This is a genomic window from Paraburkholderia sp. BCC1886, assembly GCF_900996245.1.
GTDB lineage: Bacteria > Pseudomonadota > Gammaproteobacteria > Burkholderiales > Burkholderiaceae > Paraburkholderia.
The window spans coordinates 96,405-113,912 of the sequence record NZ_CAAJGK010000047.1; the positions used below are offsets into that span (position 1 = coordinate 96,405).

Consider the following 17,508-nt stretch of genomic DNA (forward strand, 5'->3'; position numbering starts at 1 on the left):
GCGAGGCCGGAGGGTTAGAACAACTGTTTCTGGCCTGACATCAAAGTCGTGAAGTCGTCGCGCAATAGAGGCAGAATCGCGTCCGCGATGGGTTGCAACTGGCGTGTCAGGTAGTGTTCGTAATCGATCGCGGAACGCAGCGTTTCCAGCGGCTCCGGTCCCGCGACGGTCATCACGTAGCTGATCCACCCGCCGTTCTGGTATTGCAGCGGCCGGCCCTGGCGGCGGTTGAATTCGTCGGCCACGCGCGCCGCCCGAACGTGCGGCGGCACGTTGCGTTCGTAGTCGTCGAGCGGGCGGCGCAAGCGCTTGCGATACACGAGCTGTTCATCGAGTTTGCCGGCAAGCGTGTCGCGCACGTAATCGCGCACGTAGTCCTGATACGGTTGCTGGCGGAATATGCGTCCGTACAGTTCCTGCTGGAACTGCTGGGCGAGCGGCGTCCAGTCGGTGCGTACCGTTTCCAGTCCCTTGTAGACCATGTCTTCGCGGCCGTCCGGCAGCACGGTGAGGCCCGCATAGCGTTTCTTGCTGCCTTCTTCCGCGCCGCGAATCGTCGGCATGAAAAAGCGCCGGTAGTGCCGCTCGAATTGCAGTTCCAGCGCGCTGTCCAGACCGAAACGTTCGAGCAGATTCTCGCGCCACCACGTGTTGATTCCCGCCACGAGTTCGCGGCCGATGCGCGCCGCGTCCGTCTCGCTGTGCGCGTGCCTGAGCCAGACGAAGGTCGAATCCGTGTCGCCGTAAATAACCTCGTAACCTTGCGCTTCGATCAGTTCGCGCGTGCGGTGCATGATTTCGTGGCCGCGCAGGGTGATCGACGAGGCGAGTCGCGGATCGAAGAAACGGCAGCCGGTCGAACCGAGCACGCCGTAAAACGCGTTCATGATGATCTTCAACGCTTGCGACAGCGGCTGGTTGCGTTCGCGCTTGGCCGTTTCGCGGCCCTGCCAGACCTGTCCGACGATGGACGGCAAACAATGGCGCTCGCGCGAGAAGCGGGCGCCGAGAAAACCCGGCACCGAGTGCGCATCGTCCGGCTGACGCAGACCTTCCACCAGCCCCACGGGATCGATCAGAAACGTGCGAATGATCGACGGATACAGGCTCTTGTAGTCGAGCACCAGCACCGAGTCGTACAGACCGGGACGCGAATCCATCACGAAGCCGCCGGGACTCGCCGCGCCGGCCACGTCGCCGAGATTCGGCGCGACGAAACCCTGCCGATGCATGCGTGGCATGTACAGATGCGTGAACGCCGCCACCGAACCGCCGCTGCGATCCGCCGGTAAACCGGTGACGGTGGCGCGCTCCAGTAGAAACGACAGCAGTTCGGTCTTCTCGAAGATCCGCGTGACCAGCTCGCAATCCTTCAGGTTGTAGGTCGCGAGCGCGGGCTTGTCTTCGTCGAAGCGGCGCTGGATCTCATCCATGCGTTGATACGGGTTATCGATCGCCTTGCCTTCGCCGAGCACGCTGCGCGACACGTGCTCGAGACTGAACGACGGAAAGCTCCAGGTGGCGGAACGCAGCGCCTCGATGCCGTCGATGATCAACCGTCCCGCGGCGCCGGCGAAGAAATGGTTCTGCTTGAGGCCATGCTCGCGCCACTCCATCACCGCGCCGCCGCGGCCGAGCCGAAGCGGCACGCGGTATTGCTGCGCATGCTGATGCAGCACCCGCAGATCGAACTGCACGACATTCCAGCCGATGATCGCGTCCGGATCGTACGTCTCCAGCCAGAAATTCAGCTTTTCGATCAGCGCGGCGCGCGAGTCGCAATATTCGAGGTCGAAATCGAGCCTGGTGGGCGAGCCGTTCGGCGGCCCGAGCATATACACCTGCCGCTGTCCGCAGCCTTCCAGCGCAATCGAATAGAGTTCGGCTTGAGCGCTCGTTTCGATATCGAGCGACACGAGTTTCAACGGCGGACGGTAATCGCTCGCCGGCTTCAACTCGCTGTTCAGCAATGGCCCGTTCTGCTGGTCCTCGCCGCCGAACCAGACGGGCGCGGTGATGAAGCGCTCCATCATGTAGCGCTCGGGAGGAAACACGTCCGCTTCGTAGACGTCGACGCCGCCTTGTTTCAGGCGTTTTTCGAAGCCGGTCAATTGACGGTACTGCTGGCAGTAAAGACCGAGTACCGGACGATGCTGGAAGTCGCACAGCGCCAGCTCACGCAGATCGAGCGGCGCTTCGCGACGCAGGATGGTGTCGGCGCGCTCGCGCTGTTCGGCGGGAATGAATGCGACCGATGGTTGTGGCCGCAAGCGGATGTGGCGCGGCCCGGTATCGGTTGCCAGCCAGAAATCGACCTCCGTGCCGGCGGGCGTGTCCCGCCAGTGCCGCGTCAATATGAAACCCTGTTCAAGCTCAGTCAAACTTCCACCTTTAAGCGGGCGTCGGCGCCCTGCGCGATTTTACCGCGGGCCAGAGCGGGCAGGTCCGGTGCAGCAATGACAGGCAGTCTGTATGATCGGTCTGCACCCAATTTTTCGGCGCGAACTTTTGCGCCGCCTGGGTCGAGCCGGAATCAACCAGGATTCAACAAGGAACGGAGTGAACGATATGACGGTGGGCAAACTTCTCGTGGCGGTTGCCGTAGCAGCAAGCAGTCTCAGCGCGCATGCGCAAGTGGCCGGATCACAACCGCTGAGCGTCACGGTCGAACAGTCCAACGCGCTGCTGAGCGGCTGGAGCGTCAAGAAGAGCATCTTGGGCAAGGCGGTCTACAACGACCAGAACGAGAAGATCGGTTCGATCCGCGATCTGGTGGTGGCACCGGACGGCTCGCTGTCCGCAGCGGTCGTGTCGGCGGGTGGATTTCTAGGCGTTGCATCGCATGACGTCGCGGTGCCGATCGCCGCACTCGATATCCGCTCGGGCAATTTCTATCTGGCCGGCGCCAGCAAGGCGGCCTTGAAGGCCACGCCGGAATTCCAGTACAACAAGGTGCAATCGCCGCCGAAGCCGAAGAAGCTCACGGCACAGTAAAGCGGTGCATCGGTGTAGCAGTCAAGCAGAATGTCAGAAAGCCGGCCCCTTTGCATCAGGCCGGCTTTTTCACGTCTGCTGCGATTACGCTTCCAGCGCGAGTACGGCGAACGTCCCTAACCAGTGCTCACCCATATAATCGCCGGCCACATGCTCGAGTGCGCTGTGCAGATGCCGCTCGACAGCATCGACGAGTACCGGGCGACGCGCATCGTCTTCGGGTAGCGCGCCGGCTAGCGAGCGTTGGCACCACGCGCGGCTCAGGTTCAAACCGTCGAGATGCGCGATCTTGCCATCTGTGCGGTCCGTCACAGTGACGGGCTCGAATAGCGTCGCCGGTTGCCGCGCCGCGATCTCCGGCAGGAAACGTCCGAACCATTCGACGAATTGCGCGGACGGCAACACGCGCCGCATCAACTCCGCTTCCATGAGCGAGGGCGACAAAAACTCGTCGCCCGCAGGTTCCCATGCCTGGCACGCCACGTCGTTCAGAAACCAGCGCCGGGCGGTATCGACGAGCAAGGACTCGAACGACTCGTGCGAACCCTGCCGCGCAAAATCCAGCGCGAGCGACAGGGCAAAAGCCATATTGAAGTGCGTTCCTACGCGCAGCGGATAGGTCGCTTTCGGCAAAAACTCTTCGAAGCGTTCGACGAAGACCGCAGCGAGCGGCGCGAAGGTGTGTGACCAGCGTGCCGCCTGCGGGTGCGTCCGCGCGAGTGCCGGCGAGTTGATTTGCGCGCTCAGTGCGAGCAGCCACGCCCAACCATACGGACGCTCGAAGCCGCGATTGTGCGGCAGGGCGAGATACGCGAGTTCGCCCGCTACGTTGGCCTGCGTGAAATGCTCGTCGACGACCGCGACGATGCGTTCGGCCTCCGGCAAATCCGGAAAGCGTTCGAGCAGATGCAGGATCAGCCAGTAACCATGCACGCAGGAATGCCAGTCGTAGCTGCCATAAAAAATCGGATGCAGGTCGCGTGGTCCCTGCACGTCTTGCGGGCCGGCGAGCGAGTGCGTCAGCTTGTTCGGGTATTCGCGCGTGAGGTGGGCCAGCGCGAGGTTGGCGAAGCGGGACGCGAATTCGGGCGTGAGTTGCAGGGACATGGCGTTTCCTCGAGGTGTGATCCACGGCGGCATTTTATCGACGATTCACGGGCAAATTATGCCTTTAGTTCGAACCCCATCGGCCATCCGACGGCCCCGCCCAGTTGAAAAACGAATACCTGACATTCCAACATTTAATTTGTCGATAGGGTGTCGCTCCGATATCGTGTGCCGGTCAACCTTCCCGGAGTGTGTCGTATGTCACGAGCCCCCTACTATGCGCCGCACGGCGGCCATCCCGCGCAGACCGAACTGCTGACCGATCGTGCGATGTTCACCGAAGCGTATGCGGTCATTCCCAAAGGCGTGATGCGCGATATCGTCACGAGTCGTCTGCCGTTCTGGGAGAAGACGCGTTTGTGGGTGATGGCGCGTCCGCTCTCCGGTTTCGCCGAAACCTTCGCGCAGTACATCATGGAAGTCGGCGCCGGCGGTGGCAGCGAACGCCCCGAGCAGAATCCGAATGCGGAAGGCGTGCTGTTCGTCGTGGAAGGGCAGATCGACTTGACGCTGCAAGGCAGGCTGCACACGCTCACGCCAGGCGGCTACGCGTTCATTCCGCCCGGCAGCGAGTGGTCATTGCGCAATCGAAGCCAGGACGCCGCGCGTTTCCACTGGATTCGCAAGCACTACGAGGCGGTCGACGGCGTGCGGCTGCCCGAGGCTTTCGTGACGAACGAGCAGGACGTGGAGCCGATTGCCATGCCCGGTACCGAAGGCCGCTGGGTGACGTCGCGTTTCGTCGATACGGCCGACATGCGTCACGACATGCACGTGAACATCGTCACGTTCCTGCCAGGCGGCGTGATCCCGTTTGCCGAAACGCATGTGATGGAGCACGGCCTGTACGTGCTGGAAGGCAAGGCGGTGTATCGCCTGAATCAGGATTGGGTCGAAGTGGAAGCCGGCGACTTCATGTGGTTGCGCGCGTTCTGTCCGCAAGCCTGCTATGCCGGCGGACCGGACCGCTTCCGCTACCTGCTGTATAAAGACGTCAATCGCCATATGAAGCTGACGCTCGACACGCCACGCTAGCCCGCCATCCGCCTTGCACAGGGTCCGACAAACGCCCATGAAACCCGCCGCCGCCGTCCGGACCCCGCTGTTCGATCTCGATCTTCTGAAAACCCTCGTGATGGTGGCCGACTGCGGCAGCTTTACCGCCGCGTCCGCGCGGCTTCATTCCACGCAGTCGACCGTCAGCCAGAAAGTACGGCGGCTCGAGGACATGGCAGGCCACAAGCTGCTCGAACGCGGCACGCGCGACGTCACTCCGACCGATGCGGGCGAAACCTTGCTCGCGTACGCGCGTCGCATGCTGTCGCTCAACGACGACATGCTCGAAGCGCTATCCGGTGCAACCGTGGGACAGACGGTCAGGCTCGGCGTACCGGAAGATTTCGTCGGCGGCCCGACCACGCATACGCTCGCCGCGTTCAACCGCAAGCACCCACAGGTGAAACTGGAAGTCACCAGCGGTTTGTGCCGCGACGTGACCAGCAGCTACGACCGTGGCGAACTCGATCTGATTCTCGTCAAGCAGCGGCGTAACAGCCGCGAGTCCGTAGCGTGCTGGCGCGAGCAATTGCGCTGGATAGACAGCGCGAGCAACCCGTCGTTGCAACTCGATCCGATTCCACTGGTCGCGTTTCCGCCGCGTGGTTTGTATCGTGACGATATGACCCAGGCCGTCGAAGCAATGGGTCGACGGTGGCGGATGAGTTTCATCAGTTCGAGTCTGAGCGGGATTCAGGCAGCCGTCGCCGATGGGCTCGGCATCAGTCTCTTGCCCGCGCGCGCGGTGACGCCGGAGCATGTCGTACTCACGCCGAAGAGCGGTTTGCCGGCCATCGAAACGATGGATATCGCGCTGCTGCACCGCCCGACGGCCGACGACGTCGTGAAGGAACTCGCGCGGGCGGTCGGGCGGATGTTCGGGCCGCAGCGTCGCTAACATCCGTCGACAAACCGCAGAACCATCGTCACAGGCGGCCGAACTGCCGGGCCGTTGCGTCGATGGCAGCTTTGGCCTTCGAAACGATCTCGTCGATCTCCTGCCTCTCGATGACGAGCGGCGGCGACAGCAGCATGCGGTCGCCCGTCGCGCGCATGATCAGATTGCCGCTGGAACAGAAATCGCGGCAGACGGTGCCCACTTCGGCGCCATTCTGGAAGCGTTTGCGCGTGGCCGGGTCGTCGGCCAGTTGCAGTCCGGCCACGAGTCCGACGCCCGACACTTCTCCGACGATCGGATGATTCGCGAAAGTCTCGCGCAGTTGCTGCTGAAAATACGGACCCGTATCGCACTTCACGCGTTCGACGATGTTCTCGTTACGCAAGATTTTCAGATTGGCGAGCGCGACCGCCGCGGCAACCGGATGGCCCGAATAGGTGAGCCCGTGATTGAACTCGCCGTTCTCGATGACGGCGCGCGCGATGCGATCGTGCAGACCCACTGCGCCCATCGGCATATAGCCGCTGGTGAGGCCTTTGGCTAGTGTGATCAGATCGGGCTCGAAGTCGAAATGCTCATGAGCGAACCATTCGCCGGTACGACCGAATCCGCCGATCACTTCGTCGGCAATCAGCAGAATGTCGTACTTGCGGCAGATGCGCTGAATTTCCGGCCAGTAGGTTACAGCCGGAAAGATCACACCGCCGGCTCCCTGGAAAGGCTCACCGATAAACGCCGCCACATTGTCCGCACCGATCTCGAGAATCTTCGCTTCGAGTCGTTGCGCGCGCGACAATGGGAATTCTTCCGGCGTTAGACCGGCTTCGGCTTCGCCGAAAAAATACGGCTGCTCGATATGCACGATGTTCTCCATCCTGGAGGGCATCTGTTCGTGCATACATTCCATGCCGCCGAGCGTGCCGCCTGCAATGGTCGACCCGTGGTAACCGTTCTTGCGGGCGATCACGAATTTCTTCGCGGGCTTGTTGCGGGTCGCCCAGTATCGATGGACGATACGCAGCGCGGTGTCGTTGCTTTCCGAGCCGCTATTGCAGTAGAAGAAGTGGTTGAAGGGCGCAGGCGCAAGCTCGGCCAGAAGAGCCGACAGTTCGATGACCGGAGGGTGCGTGGACTTGAAGAAGGTGTTGTAGTACGGCAATTCCCGCATCTGCCGATACGCCGCGTCGGCCAGTTCCTTGCGCCCATAGCCGACATTGACGCACCACAAACCTGCCATGCCGTCGATTATCTTGCTGCCGTCCGAATCCCATACGTACACGCCCTGGCCTTTTACAATCACGCGACTGCCCGTGCGATTCAGCGTGGCCATGTCGGAGAACGGATGCAGATGATGTGCGGCGTCGAGCGCACGGTACTCGGCAGTAGTGCGTCGAGCCGGGTAGTCAGGCAAATGCACATCGGAGAATGCTTCGGTGGTCATGCTCATAAAGCCTCCAGAATCCGGTTTTGGTTTGGCACGCGCCTACACGTGCAGCAGCAGATGCCGCCGTTCCCATGAACTGATCACGCGGAAAAACGCTTCGTATTCGGTCTCTTTCAGCGCGAGGTAGGCCTTCACGAATGCCTCGCCGAGCACGTCGGCAATCGGCTCGCACGCAGCCATCAAGGTCAGGCCTTCTTCGAGATTGCGCGGCAACTGGTAGGGCAGTGCGTAACCGTCGCTCAGCAGCGGCTCGGTTGCGTCGAGTCGTTGGGTCATGCCGAGATAGCCGGCCGCCAGCGTCGCGGCAATCGCCAGATAGGGATTGCAATCCACGCCCGGAATACGGTTCTCGATACGCCGCGCGGCAGGTGCCGAATGCGGAATGCGAAAGCCCACCGTGCGGTTGTCGTAACCCCACGCAACGTTGATCGGCGCGGCCATGAAGCGCGACAGCCTTCTGTAGGAGTTGATATACGGCGCGAAGATCGGCATGAGCGCCGGCGTGTACTTTTGCAAACCGGCGATATAGCGCGTGAACAGCGCGGTCGGTTTGCCATCTGCGCCGGTGAACGCATTCAAACCCGTTTCCGCATCGATCAGGCTCTGGTGCATATGCATGGCCGAGCCTGGTTCGGCTTCCATCGGCTTTGCCATGAACGTCGCGTACATCTTGTGGCGCAGCGCCGCTTCACGCACGGTGCGCTTGAAGAGAAACACACTGTCGGCGAGTTTGAGCGGATCGCCATGCATGAAGTTGATTTCCATCTGCGCCGCGCCGACCTCGTGAATCAGCGTATCGACTTCGAGCTCCTGCACCTCGCAGTACGCATAGATGTCTTCGAACAGTGGATCGAATTCGTTGACCGCTTCGATCGAATACGCCTGGCGGCCGGTTTCCGGCCGACCCGTGCGGCCGATAGGCGGTTGCAACGGCAGGTCGGGATCGCGGTTCATATCGACCAGATAGAACTCCAGCTCCGGTGCGATGACGGGCGTCCAGCCTTTGGCCTTGTACAGATCGAGCACGCGGCGCAGCACGCAGCGTGGCGAGATCGCGACGGGCGTGCCGTCGAAATGCACGCAATCGTGGATGACCTGCGCGGTCGGATCGATCGCCCACGGAATCATCCGTATCGTGCTGGCGTCGGGCACGCACACCATGTCGGGATCGGTGACGCCGGTGAGCGAGCCGTCCGCCGGATAGTCGCCGGTGACGGTCTGGATCATCACCGCTTGCGGCAGGCGCATGGACTCGCCCGACTCGAACTTGCTGCGCGGAATGATCTTGCCACGCGCGATGCCGGCCATATCCGGAATGATCGCTTCGATTTCCGTTACGCGGTTCTTCTTCAGAAATTCGTCGATGTCGTGCATGAGGCTTCTCTCTATTCTTCACGAACAACGTTAATGACGGCGCGGCACGACTCCGCAGCCGGACGCGATGCGTCGAGCCACATTGATGGAATTCGTCGATAAATGAAATGCCGCGCGTCGCCGCACCTGCGCGAGCCGCACGCGCGTCAACGCGTGCGCGTACTCATGCTCATGCAGATGGATGAAACGGAGGGCGAATAGAGAGAGGCGCTACGGCAGCAGCGAAGCGACTTCGTCGGTACGCACCGCAATGAAGGCGCGCGCGGCGGTGGAGTTGTGACGTCGAACGGAACGGCGGGACAGAATTGTGGAGACGGTCAGGAAGTGGCGGACGCTGCCGTTGCTGCCGTCGGCGATGGCGCATTCGACGCGAGCAGTGCCCGGCCGGCTACGATTCCATTTCACCAAAGGTCCTCGGGCTTTCACGATGACACTCGATTAACGATGTTGAGGGCGATACTAAAACGTTCGCACCTGAAGCGCGGCGACCTCGTCCTGACGATCGCCTGACATCCAGCTTATACGTTCCAATAATGCCGTCAAATCAATTTCGTCACGCCATGCTCAGGGCTTTCCCGACATTGCCCTCATCCGTTATTTGGCAAGCCGTGCCCGCACGGTGTATTCGCCTTCATGATCCGCATCGTTTTCTTCTTCGGTCAGATGCGCCATTGAGGTCTCGAAGTCTTGTGGCAGCGGCTCGACCGGATAACCGTGTCTTTCCCATGCATCGAGTCCGCCTTTGAGCGCCTTCACCTGATGCAGATGCTTGCGATGCAACTGACTGACGATGCGCTTGGCCGTCGCTTCGTTAGGGCATACGCAATAGACGACGATGGGGCGCTTCAGTAATTCATCGGGAATCGGTTCTGGCGAATCCAGGTCGAGTAGCAGGGCGCCGGCGATCCGGTGCGATTCTTTGGCCCGCACGCTTTGCGGCCGGGCATCGAAAATAAGCGGCGGCTCGTTCGACTTCATCAAGCCGTCGAGCTGATCCGGTGAAATGCGCACATGCGCGAGCCAACGGCGAAACTGCCAGCGCCTGACCCAGCGATACAGCAGCACCGCGACGAAGATCGCCGCGAAGGCATCGACGATCGTGCCGCCGTTCTGGCGCACCAGCAGCACCAGTTGCACGATCTGGTCGTGCAGCGCTGCGCCGCCGATGACCCACACACTGGCCCATAACGCCGCGCCGATGAAGTCCCAGAACAGGAACACGCCGAGATTGATGGCCGTGGTGCCGAGCAGCGGTGCCGAAATAAGACCGAGCCCGGGTAGAAACTTGGCGATGGTGAGAATCGGCGCGCCATAACGCTCATAAGTATTGCGGGTCACGCGTACCGTGGTGTCGAGCGACAGCGAGAAGCGCACCAGATAATTCAGCAGACGCCGGCCATACGCGCGGCCCGTGAAGAACCACATTGAATCGGCCAGCAGCGTCGCGCCGATTGCTGCAGCCAGCACGCTCGCATACGAGGCCTGTCCCATGGCGGCCATCGTTCCACCCAGAATCAGCATGGGCGCGGCGGGAATTGGCAGACCGAGTTGCGTGACCAGCACGCTCATGAATACTGCCCACACGCCCAGCGAAGGTGGAATCGCAATTGGGAAATGCCACACAACCGTGCTCCTGATAAGCAATCTAAGGGTGACGCAACGCGAGTGCAACGCGGGTGCAACGCGGGTGCAACGCGGACTGACGAAATCGGTCGAGCACGTTCTATTCCCGCGAAACCATGAACTTGCGAGGAACCGTGACCCATGACGAACATGAAAGAAACGCGATACGAAGCCGGATTTAAGCACAACCGGCGCAATTACGCGTTGGCTTCGACATTCTCGCCCAGGTGTCGACCCGTCGAGTCGATACACCCGCTGGCTAGCGCCATGACTCCGCAGCGTCGACCGGCGCCGCTTCGCGAGCCGCGGCGAGCCACTCGGCAACGGCCCCGGCACGCATCGGCCGGCTGAACAGATAGCCCTGCACCGCGCGTGCCCCGAGCGCCTTCACCGTCTGGGCCTGCGACTCGGTTTCGAGTCCTTCCACGACGCATTCGAGGTTCAGATTGCGGCACAGGTCGAGCACCGATTTCACGATCTTCATCGACGCGCTATTGGTATCCACGTCCGTCATGAAGCCGCGATCGATCTTGATGGTATCGAAGGGCAAGCGGTGGACATAGCTGAGACTCGAATAGCCGGTGCCGAAGTCGTCGAGCGAGACGCGGCAGCCTGCCTGCTTGATCATCGTCAGCGCACTGCGCGCCTGTTCGAAGTCGCGCGTCACGGCGGTTTCGGTGATTTCAAACGAGATGCGATGCGGCGGCACGCCGCTCGCCAGCACGATATCGATCAACCTGCGCGCGCGCGGCGAAGTCGAGATATCGATCGCGGACAGATTGAACGACAGATACAACCCGGCCGGCCAGCGGGCGACTTCGACGAGCGCTTTGTGCAGCAGTACCTCGGTGACATTCAGAATCAGTTCGGTGCGCTCGGCGATGCGAATGAATTCTTCGGGACCGACCATGCCGAGGCGCGTGTTGTGCCAACGGCCCAATGCTTCGAATCCCAGAGCGCGATGCGTCAGCACATCGAGGATCGGCTGGAATTCCAGGAACAGCTCCGTGTCGAGATTGGCGTGACGCAGTTCCTGAGTCAGCAAACTCGAGCGGCGGATGCGCGTCTCGTGTTCGGTCGAGAAAATGATCGGTGTGCCGCGGCGGCTTTCCTTGCCCACGTAAAGCGCGGCGTCGGCGCGTTCGAACACTTGCGCGACCGTCGCGCCGGCCTCGGGAAACGTCGCCCAACCTATCGTGCCAGAGAGCTCGGCGACATTGCCTGCTAACTGATACGGCTGCGAAAGCGCTGCGCAAATGCGTTGCCCGAGTTCCACCAGCGCCTCATCGGGCAGTTTCTTTTGCGCGAGCACACCGAATTCGTCGCCCCCGAGGCGTGCGAAAAAGATTTGCGGGTCGGCCAGCGCCAGCAGACGCAAGCCGACTTCCTGGAGCACGAGGTCGCCGCTTGCGTGCCCGTAGATATCGTTGACCTGCTTGAAGCCGTCCAGATCGATCAGGCCGACGTTGAAGCCGCCGCCATCGGCGAGCGCCTGTTCCGACAGCGCGCGCAGCGAAGCAAAGAAACTGCGCCGGTTGGGCAGGTCGGTCAGGCTGTCGATGCTGGCGAGCCGGAAGTTGTCGTCGCTCAGTCGCTGGGTTTTCTGCTGACTCTCCTGCAAATCCCGCTGCGCATCCACGAGGCCGACGAACGTGCGGTGATACAGCTCGACGATGAAGGCAAGAGCGATGCCCATCAGCACCATGTCGATGGCGATCGCGATGAACACGGGCTCGTGCGTGAAGACGAGAAACCCCGCGAAGCTCACGCTGACCACCGACAACAGCACCAGCGCCGCTGCCCGAAGATGCATCAGACAGAAGACGCAGCCGATCACGCTGGTCGCGATGTAGAACGCGACCTGCGCCTGTTCGTAGGCCGTGCCGTAAGGGAACAGCAGGAGAGCCCAGAGGCTGAAGGCGATGCCCAGCAGTCCCGCGAGGCGGATCAGACGCCGGAGTTCGGGCACCGCCTTGTCGCGCGTCATCGCGCGATGGCGGCGCCATGCGCCGATGCAACGGATCACGCATACGATGCACAGCATCGTAGGGACATAGACGGCCAGCCATGCCGGCGCGCGATTCACGTGCGAATTTGCATGGGTCAGCGCGAGCGCCACCGTGTTCACGAGAAGGATGAAATAGAGCAGCGGCACCTGGCGTGCGAAGGCCTGGAGTTGCGCGCGCACGAGTTCGGGGTCGCCTTCCGCCACCGACAGTGCTTCTTTTAATCTGCCTAACCGAACCATTCCCGTTCCTATCTGTTCTTCTCGTTTGCGCTGCCCACGCAAGGATATTTATCGGCTGCGATGCCGTGACCTTGAGGAAGTGAGCCGCGTAGGGGCTAACCTTTGGCCCGGTAAGTGCTACCTGACCGCCTGCGGTCCACGGTCATTTCTGCTTGTGTGTCGGCCCGGTTAGCGCCGATTAGCGCTTCCTGCGCTGCCTGGCGACAGAGCTTTGCAAACTGCGTGCCGGTCCAGATTCCGATGCGTGGCGCGCTGCGCGCATGTTGCATCAGAGCGAAATTGAATTTTTAATCGTTTCTGAATTCGCTCGCTTGAAACATCGTGCAACGGTCTATTTCACATTCTCTGGCTGCGTTTAGCGCAAAGGTTAAACGCCGTGCGACGTTTCAAGATGGCATTCAAGGCGCGCTAAAGCACTGAAATTGCAACGGTTTCTTTTTCTGACAGTGATTTCTGAAAGCGGACAGACAAGATTGATATGAGTTTCTTACCGTCGTTTGCAACAAAAAATCGTCAAATTCCCGCTGGGCGGGTGATACACGGCTTACAGCCAAGGTTTGCGCGAACCGGCGCCTATGCGTTAGTGTGTCGGTCCCGGCGCTACAGATGTGGCGCCGGTTCCATGATCACCATACGGGAAGTGCTATGAACAAACAGGAACTGATTGATGCAGTCGCCGCAGCGACGGGCGAAAGCAAAGCGGCCACCGGCCAGACCATCGACGCAATCGTCGAAGCAGTAACGAAGGCAGTGGTGAGTGGCGATACGGTGCAACTGGTCGGTTTCGGTTCTTTCTCGACCGGCGCGCGCGCAGCACGCGTGGGCCGCAACCCGTCGACGGGCGCAGAAATCCAGATCGCCGCAGCCAAGACGGTGAAGTTCACCGCCGGCAAGGCATTCAAGGAAGCAGTCAACGCGTCGTAATGCAACGCGCTTCACACCGGGTGTTCCTCAGCGCGCTATCGCAGCGCGCGGCGCGGGATGCGCCGGGTGTGGAAATCACGCGCTGCCCAACCCCGTGATGTTTCGGCGGCTGGCGCGGCGCGTGTGTTTTACCTTGCGACGGCTTGCGCGAGATCAACTCGCGCGGCGTTTGCGGGTGGCCGCGGCGAGCGTGTCCAGAACCGGTTCGGTTTGCGCCCAGCTCACGCATGCATCCGTAATCGACACGCCGTGACGCAACGGCACCCCGGCCTGCAGATCCTGCCGGCCTTCTTCCAGATGACTTTCCAGCATGACGCCCATGATGCGGCGCTCGCGTTGCGTGAGTTGTTGCGCCAGATCCTGCACGACATCCAGCTGACGCAGATGTGATTTGCCCGAGTTGGCGTGTGAGCAGTCGATCATCACCTGCTCGCGCAATCCTGCCTTTCTGAGCGCTGCACAGGTGGCTTCCACCGACGCGCTATCGTAATTCGGTCCCTGCTTGCCGCCCCGCAGAATGACGTGCGCGTCGTCGTTGCCGCGGGTTTCGAAAATTGCCGCCATGCCCATTTTCGTCATGCCCATGAACGCGTGACTCGCGCGTGCCGCGACGATGGCGTCGGCGGCGATCTGCACGCCGCCGTCCGTGCCGTTCTTGAAACCGATCGGGCAACTCAGCCCCGATGCCAGTTGCCGATGACTCTGGCTTTCCGTCGTGCGTGCGCCGATGGCGCCCCACGCGATCAGATCGGCGATGTACTGCGGACTAAGCAGGTCCAGAAACTCCGTCGCGGTAGGCAGCCCAAGCCCGTTGATGTCGAGCAGCAACTGGCGCGCGAGCTTCAGCCCTTCGTTGATGCGGAAGCTGCCGTCGAGACGCGGGTCGTTGATATAGCCTTTCCAGCCCACCGTCGTGCGCGGTTTTTCGAAGTAGACGCGCATCACGATGAGCAGATCGTCGCGATAGGCGGCGGCCGCGGTCTTGAGCTTGTGCGCGTATTCGATGGCCTGATCGTGATCGTGAATCGAGCACGGACCGACGATGGCGACGAGGCGGTCGTCGCGGCCATGCAGGATGTCGGCGATTTCGACGCGGGTGGTTTCGACGAGCGTTTGCACCGTGGACGGCACCGGCAATTCGTCTTGCAGTAACGCGGGAGAAATCAGCGGACGAACGGCGCCGATGCGCACGTCGTCGATACGGGTGGTGTCCTGGGTGGCGTCGGCCGAGCCGACTTCCTGATCGTGCAGAGGATGGTCGATGGCGCTCAAAATATTCTCCGGGACTTGTCTGGTGGGGAGTTCACGCCCCGACTCCTTTGGCCTCGTTTGGGCTCATACGGTGTGTCGGATGGCGGGACGGGTGTCGGTGCGATGATTCGCTGCCCGGGATTATGACACCCGCGGTGGACCTGCCGTAGCCTGCCGCAGGCGGACTATTTGCCGCTGACGCGCTCGATCAGTTCCATGGCGGCCGCCGGGTTGCGTTCCTTGAAGCCGCTGATGACGTACAGGTACACGTCGCGCGTCGCGGTTTTTGCCGGCGCGGTAGCGTGCGACTCCAGGTCGCCGGGCGTGGTGCCGGTTGCGAGTCGACGCGCGCGTTCGGCCCATGCATCGAGTGCTTTGGTCGAATAGCCTTTGGCCTGTTTGTCGGTCGTACCCATGATGCGGGCGTAGACGAACGGCGCGGTGATGTCGGCGATCTGCGGGTAATCGCCGTCGCCTGCCAGTACGATCGCCACTTTGTATTTGCGTGCGAGCGCAACGAACTCGGGAGTCTTGAAGCTGTCGTTGCGAACCTCGATGGCGTGCCGGAGTTTCTGACCTTCGATGCTCGCGGGCAGTAGTTTCAGGAAAGCTTCGAAATCTTCGCTATCGAATTTTTTCGTCGGTGCGAATTGCCAGTTGATCGCGCCAAGTTTCTCTTTGAGCAGCAGGACGCCGCTCGAGAAGAAACGCTCGATGGTGTCGCCGGCTTCGGCGAGTACTTTCCGGTTGGTTGCGTAGCGGGGGGCTTTTAGCGAGAAGACGAAGTCGTCCGGCGTTTCCTGAAACCACTTCTCATAGCTCGACGGTTTTTGCGAGCCGTAGAACGTGCCGTTGATTTCAATCGAAGTGAGGTGCTGGCTCGCGTATTCGAGTTCGCGGGTCTGGGTCAGGCCTTCGGGATAGAAGACGCCGCGCCAGGGCGCGTAGGTCCAGCCGCCAATGCCGATGCGGATGTTGGGGGATTTTTTGGTGGAGGGCATGGGGGCTCCGGGTTTGGGCTTCGTGTGCAGTTTAGGGGAATGTTGGGGTTGGTGATGGGTTGGGTAGGGCTTTGACTAACTTTGACAATTCGCCACGAACGTTGCGATAGGTTACGAAGTCTTCATTGATTCGTAATATAAAAATAATGCGACGAGGAATGGTTGGGTTGAGTGGCGCAAGGCTTGTGCCGGGATTTGCTCTGCGAGGTGTTAGCCGTGCCGTGATGCTATCGGTTGGTGCTTGGCCGGGTTGGGGTGGGGCGCAGATCGTGCCTGCTGGTGAGCATGCGCCTTCGGTCGTTCAGACGCGTAATGGACTGCCGCAGGTGGATATCAACCGGCCTTCGGGGGCGGGGGTTTCGGTTAATACGTATGGGCAGTTCGATGTGCCCTCGCGTGGGGTGGTGCTGAACAACTCGCCGGTAGTCGTGCAGACGCAGCAGGCTGGATTGATTAACGGGAATCCGAATCTGGGCACCGGGCAGGCGGCGCGAGTGATCGTTAATCAGGTTAATAGCCGCGCGGCGAGTCAGATCAATGGGCAGGTTGAAGTTGCCGGGCAGCGGGCCGAGGTGGTGATTGCCAACGGGTCCGGCATCAGTGTGAACGGTGGTGGGTTCATCAACACCTCGCGTGCGATCCTGACGACGGGGACGCCGAACTATGCGGCCGATGGGTCTGTCGCCAGCTTCGATGTGCGAGGCGGCAGCATCGATGTTCACGGTGCGGGACTCGATGCAGGTGCGACGGATCAGATCGATCTGCTGTCGCGCGTCATGCACGCGAACGCGGCGATTCATGCGAAGAACCTGAATGTTATCGCGGGGGCTAACCGGGTCGGGCATGACGCGCTCGATGCGACGGCCATCGCCGGTGAAGGTCTGACGCCGTATATCTCCATCGACGTCAGCCAGATCGGCGGGATGTACGCGAACAGTATCGTGCTGGTGGGCACGGAAGACGGTGTGGGTGTTTCGTCCAAAGGCGTGCTGGCGGCGCAGGCGGGTGACTTTACCGTGACCGCGGAGGGCAGGCTCATCCTCACCGGACAGACGCAGGCGAGTGGGGACATCAGGCTCTCCGGGCGCGAGGGTGTCGGGAACAGCGGGACGGTCTACGCGCAACGGGATGTGACGGTGGCCTCGGCCGGTGCGCTGACGAATAGTGGCGTGGTGGCGGCTGAGAAGAACCTGACGGTTAAAGCCGCCAGCATTGCTTCAGATGGGACGCTTGGTGCGGGGATCAATGGCGACGGTTCGGTGGCGCAGGCGGGTGAACTGCGGCTCGATGCGACGGGTGCGCTGACGGCGACGGGGCGCAATGTGGCGGGTGGTAACGCTGCGCTACAGGGAGCATCGGTCAATCTCGCAGGTGGTAACACGTCGGCGAATGGCGACCTCAGGCTCGCCGCAACGGCTGGCGATCTTGCGGCCTCGAACGCCACGATCGTCGCAGGAAGAGCGCTGGATGTACGCGCTGCCGGGATGCTGCTCAACGATCGGGGCATGCTGTCCTCTGGTGGTCCGCTGACTATCAATGCGCGAACACTCTCGAACCGCAATGGACAGATCGTCTCCGGTGATTCGCT

14 protein-coding genes are annotated in these 17,508 nt (G+C 61.4%); 5 read left to right on the plus strand and 9 right to left on the minus strand.

Annotation, left to right across the window (positions count from 1 at the left end):
* Nucleotides 1-14 precede the first annotated feature (14 nt).
* Complete coding sequence (locus tag FQ746_RS16405; protein WP_144110416.1) at nucleotides 15-2,381, minus strand: DNA polymerase II; 2,367 nt, start codon at nucleotides 2,379-2,381, stop codon at nucleotides 15-17.
* A gap of 187 nt (nucleotides 2,382-2,568) precedes the next feature.
* Between FQ746_RS16405 and FQ746_RS16410 the strand changes: the two genes are divergently transcribed.
* Nucleotides 2,569-2,994, plus strand: a complete 426-nt coding sequence (locus FQ746_RS16410; protein WP_144110433.1) for a PRC-barrel domain-containing protein — start codon at nucleotides 2,569-2,571, stop codon at nucleotides 2,992-2,994.
* An 84-nt stretch (nucleotides 2,995-3,078) separates the two neighbouring features.
* Here FQ746_RS16410 and FQ746_RS16415 read toward each other — a convergent pair whose 3' ends face one another.
* Complete coding sequence (locus tag FQ746_RS16415) at nucleotides 3,079-4,101, minus strand: DUF2891 domain-containing protein (RefSeq protein ID WP_144110417.1); 1,023 nt, start codon at nucleotides 4,099-4,101, stop codon at nucleotides 3,079-3,081.
* 198 nt (nucleotides 4,102-4,299) lie between these two features.
* Between FQ746_RS16415 and FQ746_RS16420 the strand changes: the two genes are divergently transcribed.
* Nucleotides 4,300-5,136, plus strand: a complete 837-nt coding sequence (locus tag FQ746_RS16420; RefSeq protein ID WP_144110418.1) for a bifunctional allantoicase/(S)-ureidoglycine aminohydrolase — start codon at nucleotides 4,300-4,302, stop codon at nucleotides 5,134-5,136.
* Nucleotides 5,137-5,173: 37 nt separating this feature from the next.
* A complete protein-coding gene (locus FQ746_RS16425; protein WP_144110419.1) occupies nucleotides 5,174-6,055 on the plus strand; it encodes a LysR family transcriptional regulator in 882 nt (293 codons plus the stop codon).
* A 28-nt stretch (nucleotides 6,056-6,083) separates the two neighbouring features.
* On the opposite strand, the gene FQ746_RS16430 is transcribed toward FQ746_RS16425, so the two are convergent.
* The 5 genes from FQ746_RS16430 to FQ746_RS16450 form a co-directional block, all read right to left on the minus strand.
* Nucleotides 6,084-7,502 carry an aspartate aminotransferase family protein gene (locus FQ746_RS16430; protein ID WP_144110420.1) on the minus strand — a complete coding sequence of 473 codons (1,419 nt, stop codon included), beginning with the start codon at nucleotides 7,500-7,502 and terminating at the stop codon, nucleotides 6,084-6,086.
* A gap of 36 nt (nucleotides 7,503-7,538) precedes the next feature.
* A complete protein-coding gene (locus FQ746_RS16435; protein WP_144110421.1) occupies nucleotides 7,539-8,873 on the minus strand; it encodes a glutamine synthetase family protein in 1,335 nt (444 codons plus the stop codon).
* Nucleotides 8,874-9,083: 210 nt separating this feature from the next.
* Nucleotides 9,084-9,278, minus strand: coding sequence for a hypothetical protein (locus FQ746_RS16440; RefSeq protein ID WP_260854081.1), 195 nt, complete (start codon nucleotides 9,276-9,278; stop codon nucleotides 9,084-9,086).
* A gap of 189 nt (nucleotides 9,279-9,467) precedes the next feature.
* The gene (locus FQ746_RS16445; protein WP_144110422.1) at nucleotides 9,468-10,496 is read right to left on the minus strand and encodes a VTT domain-containing protein; all 1,029 of its coding nucleotides are present in this window, start codon (nucleotides 10,494-10,496) and stop codon (nucleotides 9,468-9,470) included.
* Between the two features lie 259 nt (nucleotides 10,497-10,755).
* A complete protein-coding gene (locus FQ746_RS16450) occupies nucleotides 10,756-12,744 on the minus strand; it encodes a putative bifunctional diguanylate cyclase/phosphodiesterase (protein WP_144110423.1) in 1,989 nt (662 codons plus the stop codon).
* Nucleotides 12,745-13,389: 645 nt separating this feature from the next.
* On the opposite strand from FQ746_RS16450, the gene FQ746_RS16455 reads away from it, so the two are divergent.
* Nucleotides 13,390-13,668: an HU family DNA-binding protein gene (locus FQ746_RS16455; RefSeq protein ID WP_042324988.1), complete on the plus strand. Its 279-nt coding sequence runs from the start codon at nucleotides 13,390-13,392 to the stop codon at nucleotides 13,666-13,668.
* A gap of 153 nt (nucleotides 13,669-13,821) precedes the next feature.
* Here FQ746_RS16455 and FQ746_RS16460 read toward each other — a convergent pair whose 3' ends face one another.
* Nucleotides 13,822-14,940, minus strand: coding sequence for a 3-deoxy-7-phosphoheptulonate synthase (locus FQ746_RS16460; protein ID WP_144110424.1), 1,119 nt, complete (start codon nucleotides 14,938-14,940; stop codon nucleotides 13,822-13,824).
* A 164-nt stretch (nucleotides 14,941-15,104) separates the two neighbouring features.
* Complete coding sequence (locus tag FQ746_RS16465) at nucleotides 15,105-15,920, minus strand: DUF72 domain-containing protein (protein WP_144110425.1); 816 nt, start codon at nucleotides 15,918-15,920, stop codon at nucleotides 15,105-15,107.
* A 269-nt stretch (nucleotides 15,921-16,189) separates the two neighbouring features.
* Between FQ746_RS16465 and FQ746_RS16470 the strand changes: the two genes are divergently transcribed.
* The coding region (locus FQ746_RS16470) for a filamentous hemagglutinin N-terminal domain-containing protein (protein WP_260854082.1) at nucleotides 16,190-17,508 on the plus strand (1,319 nt) is incomplete at its 3' end.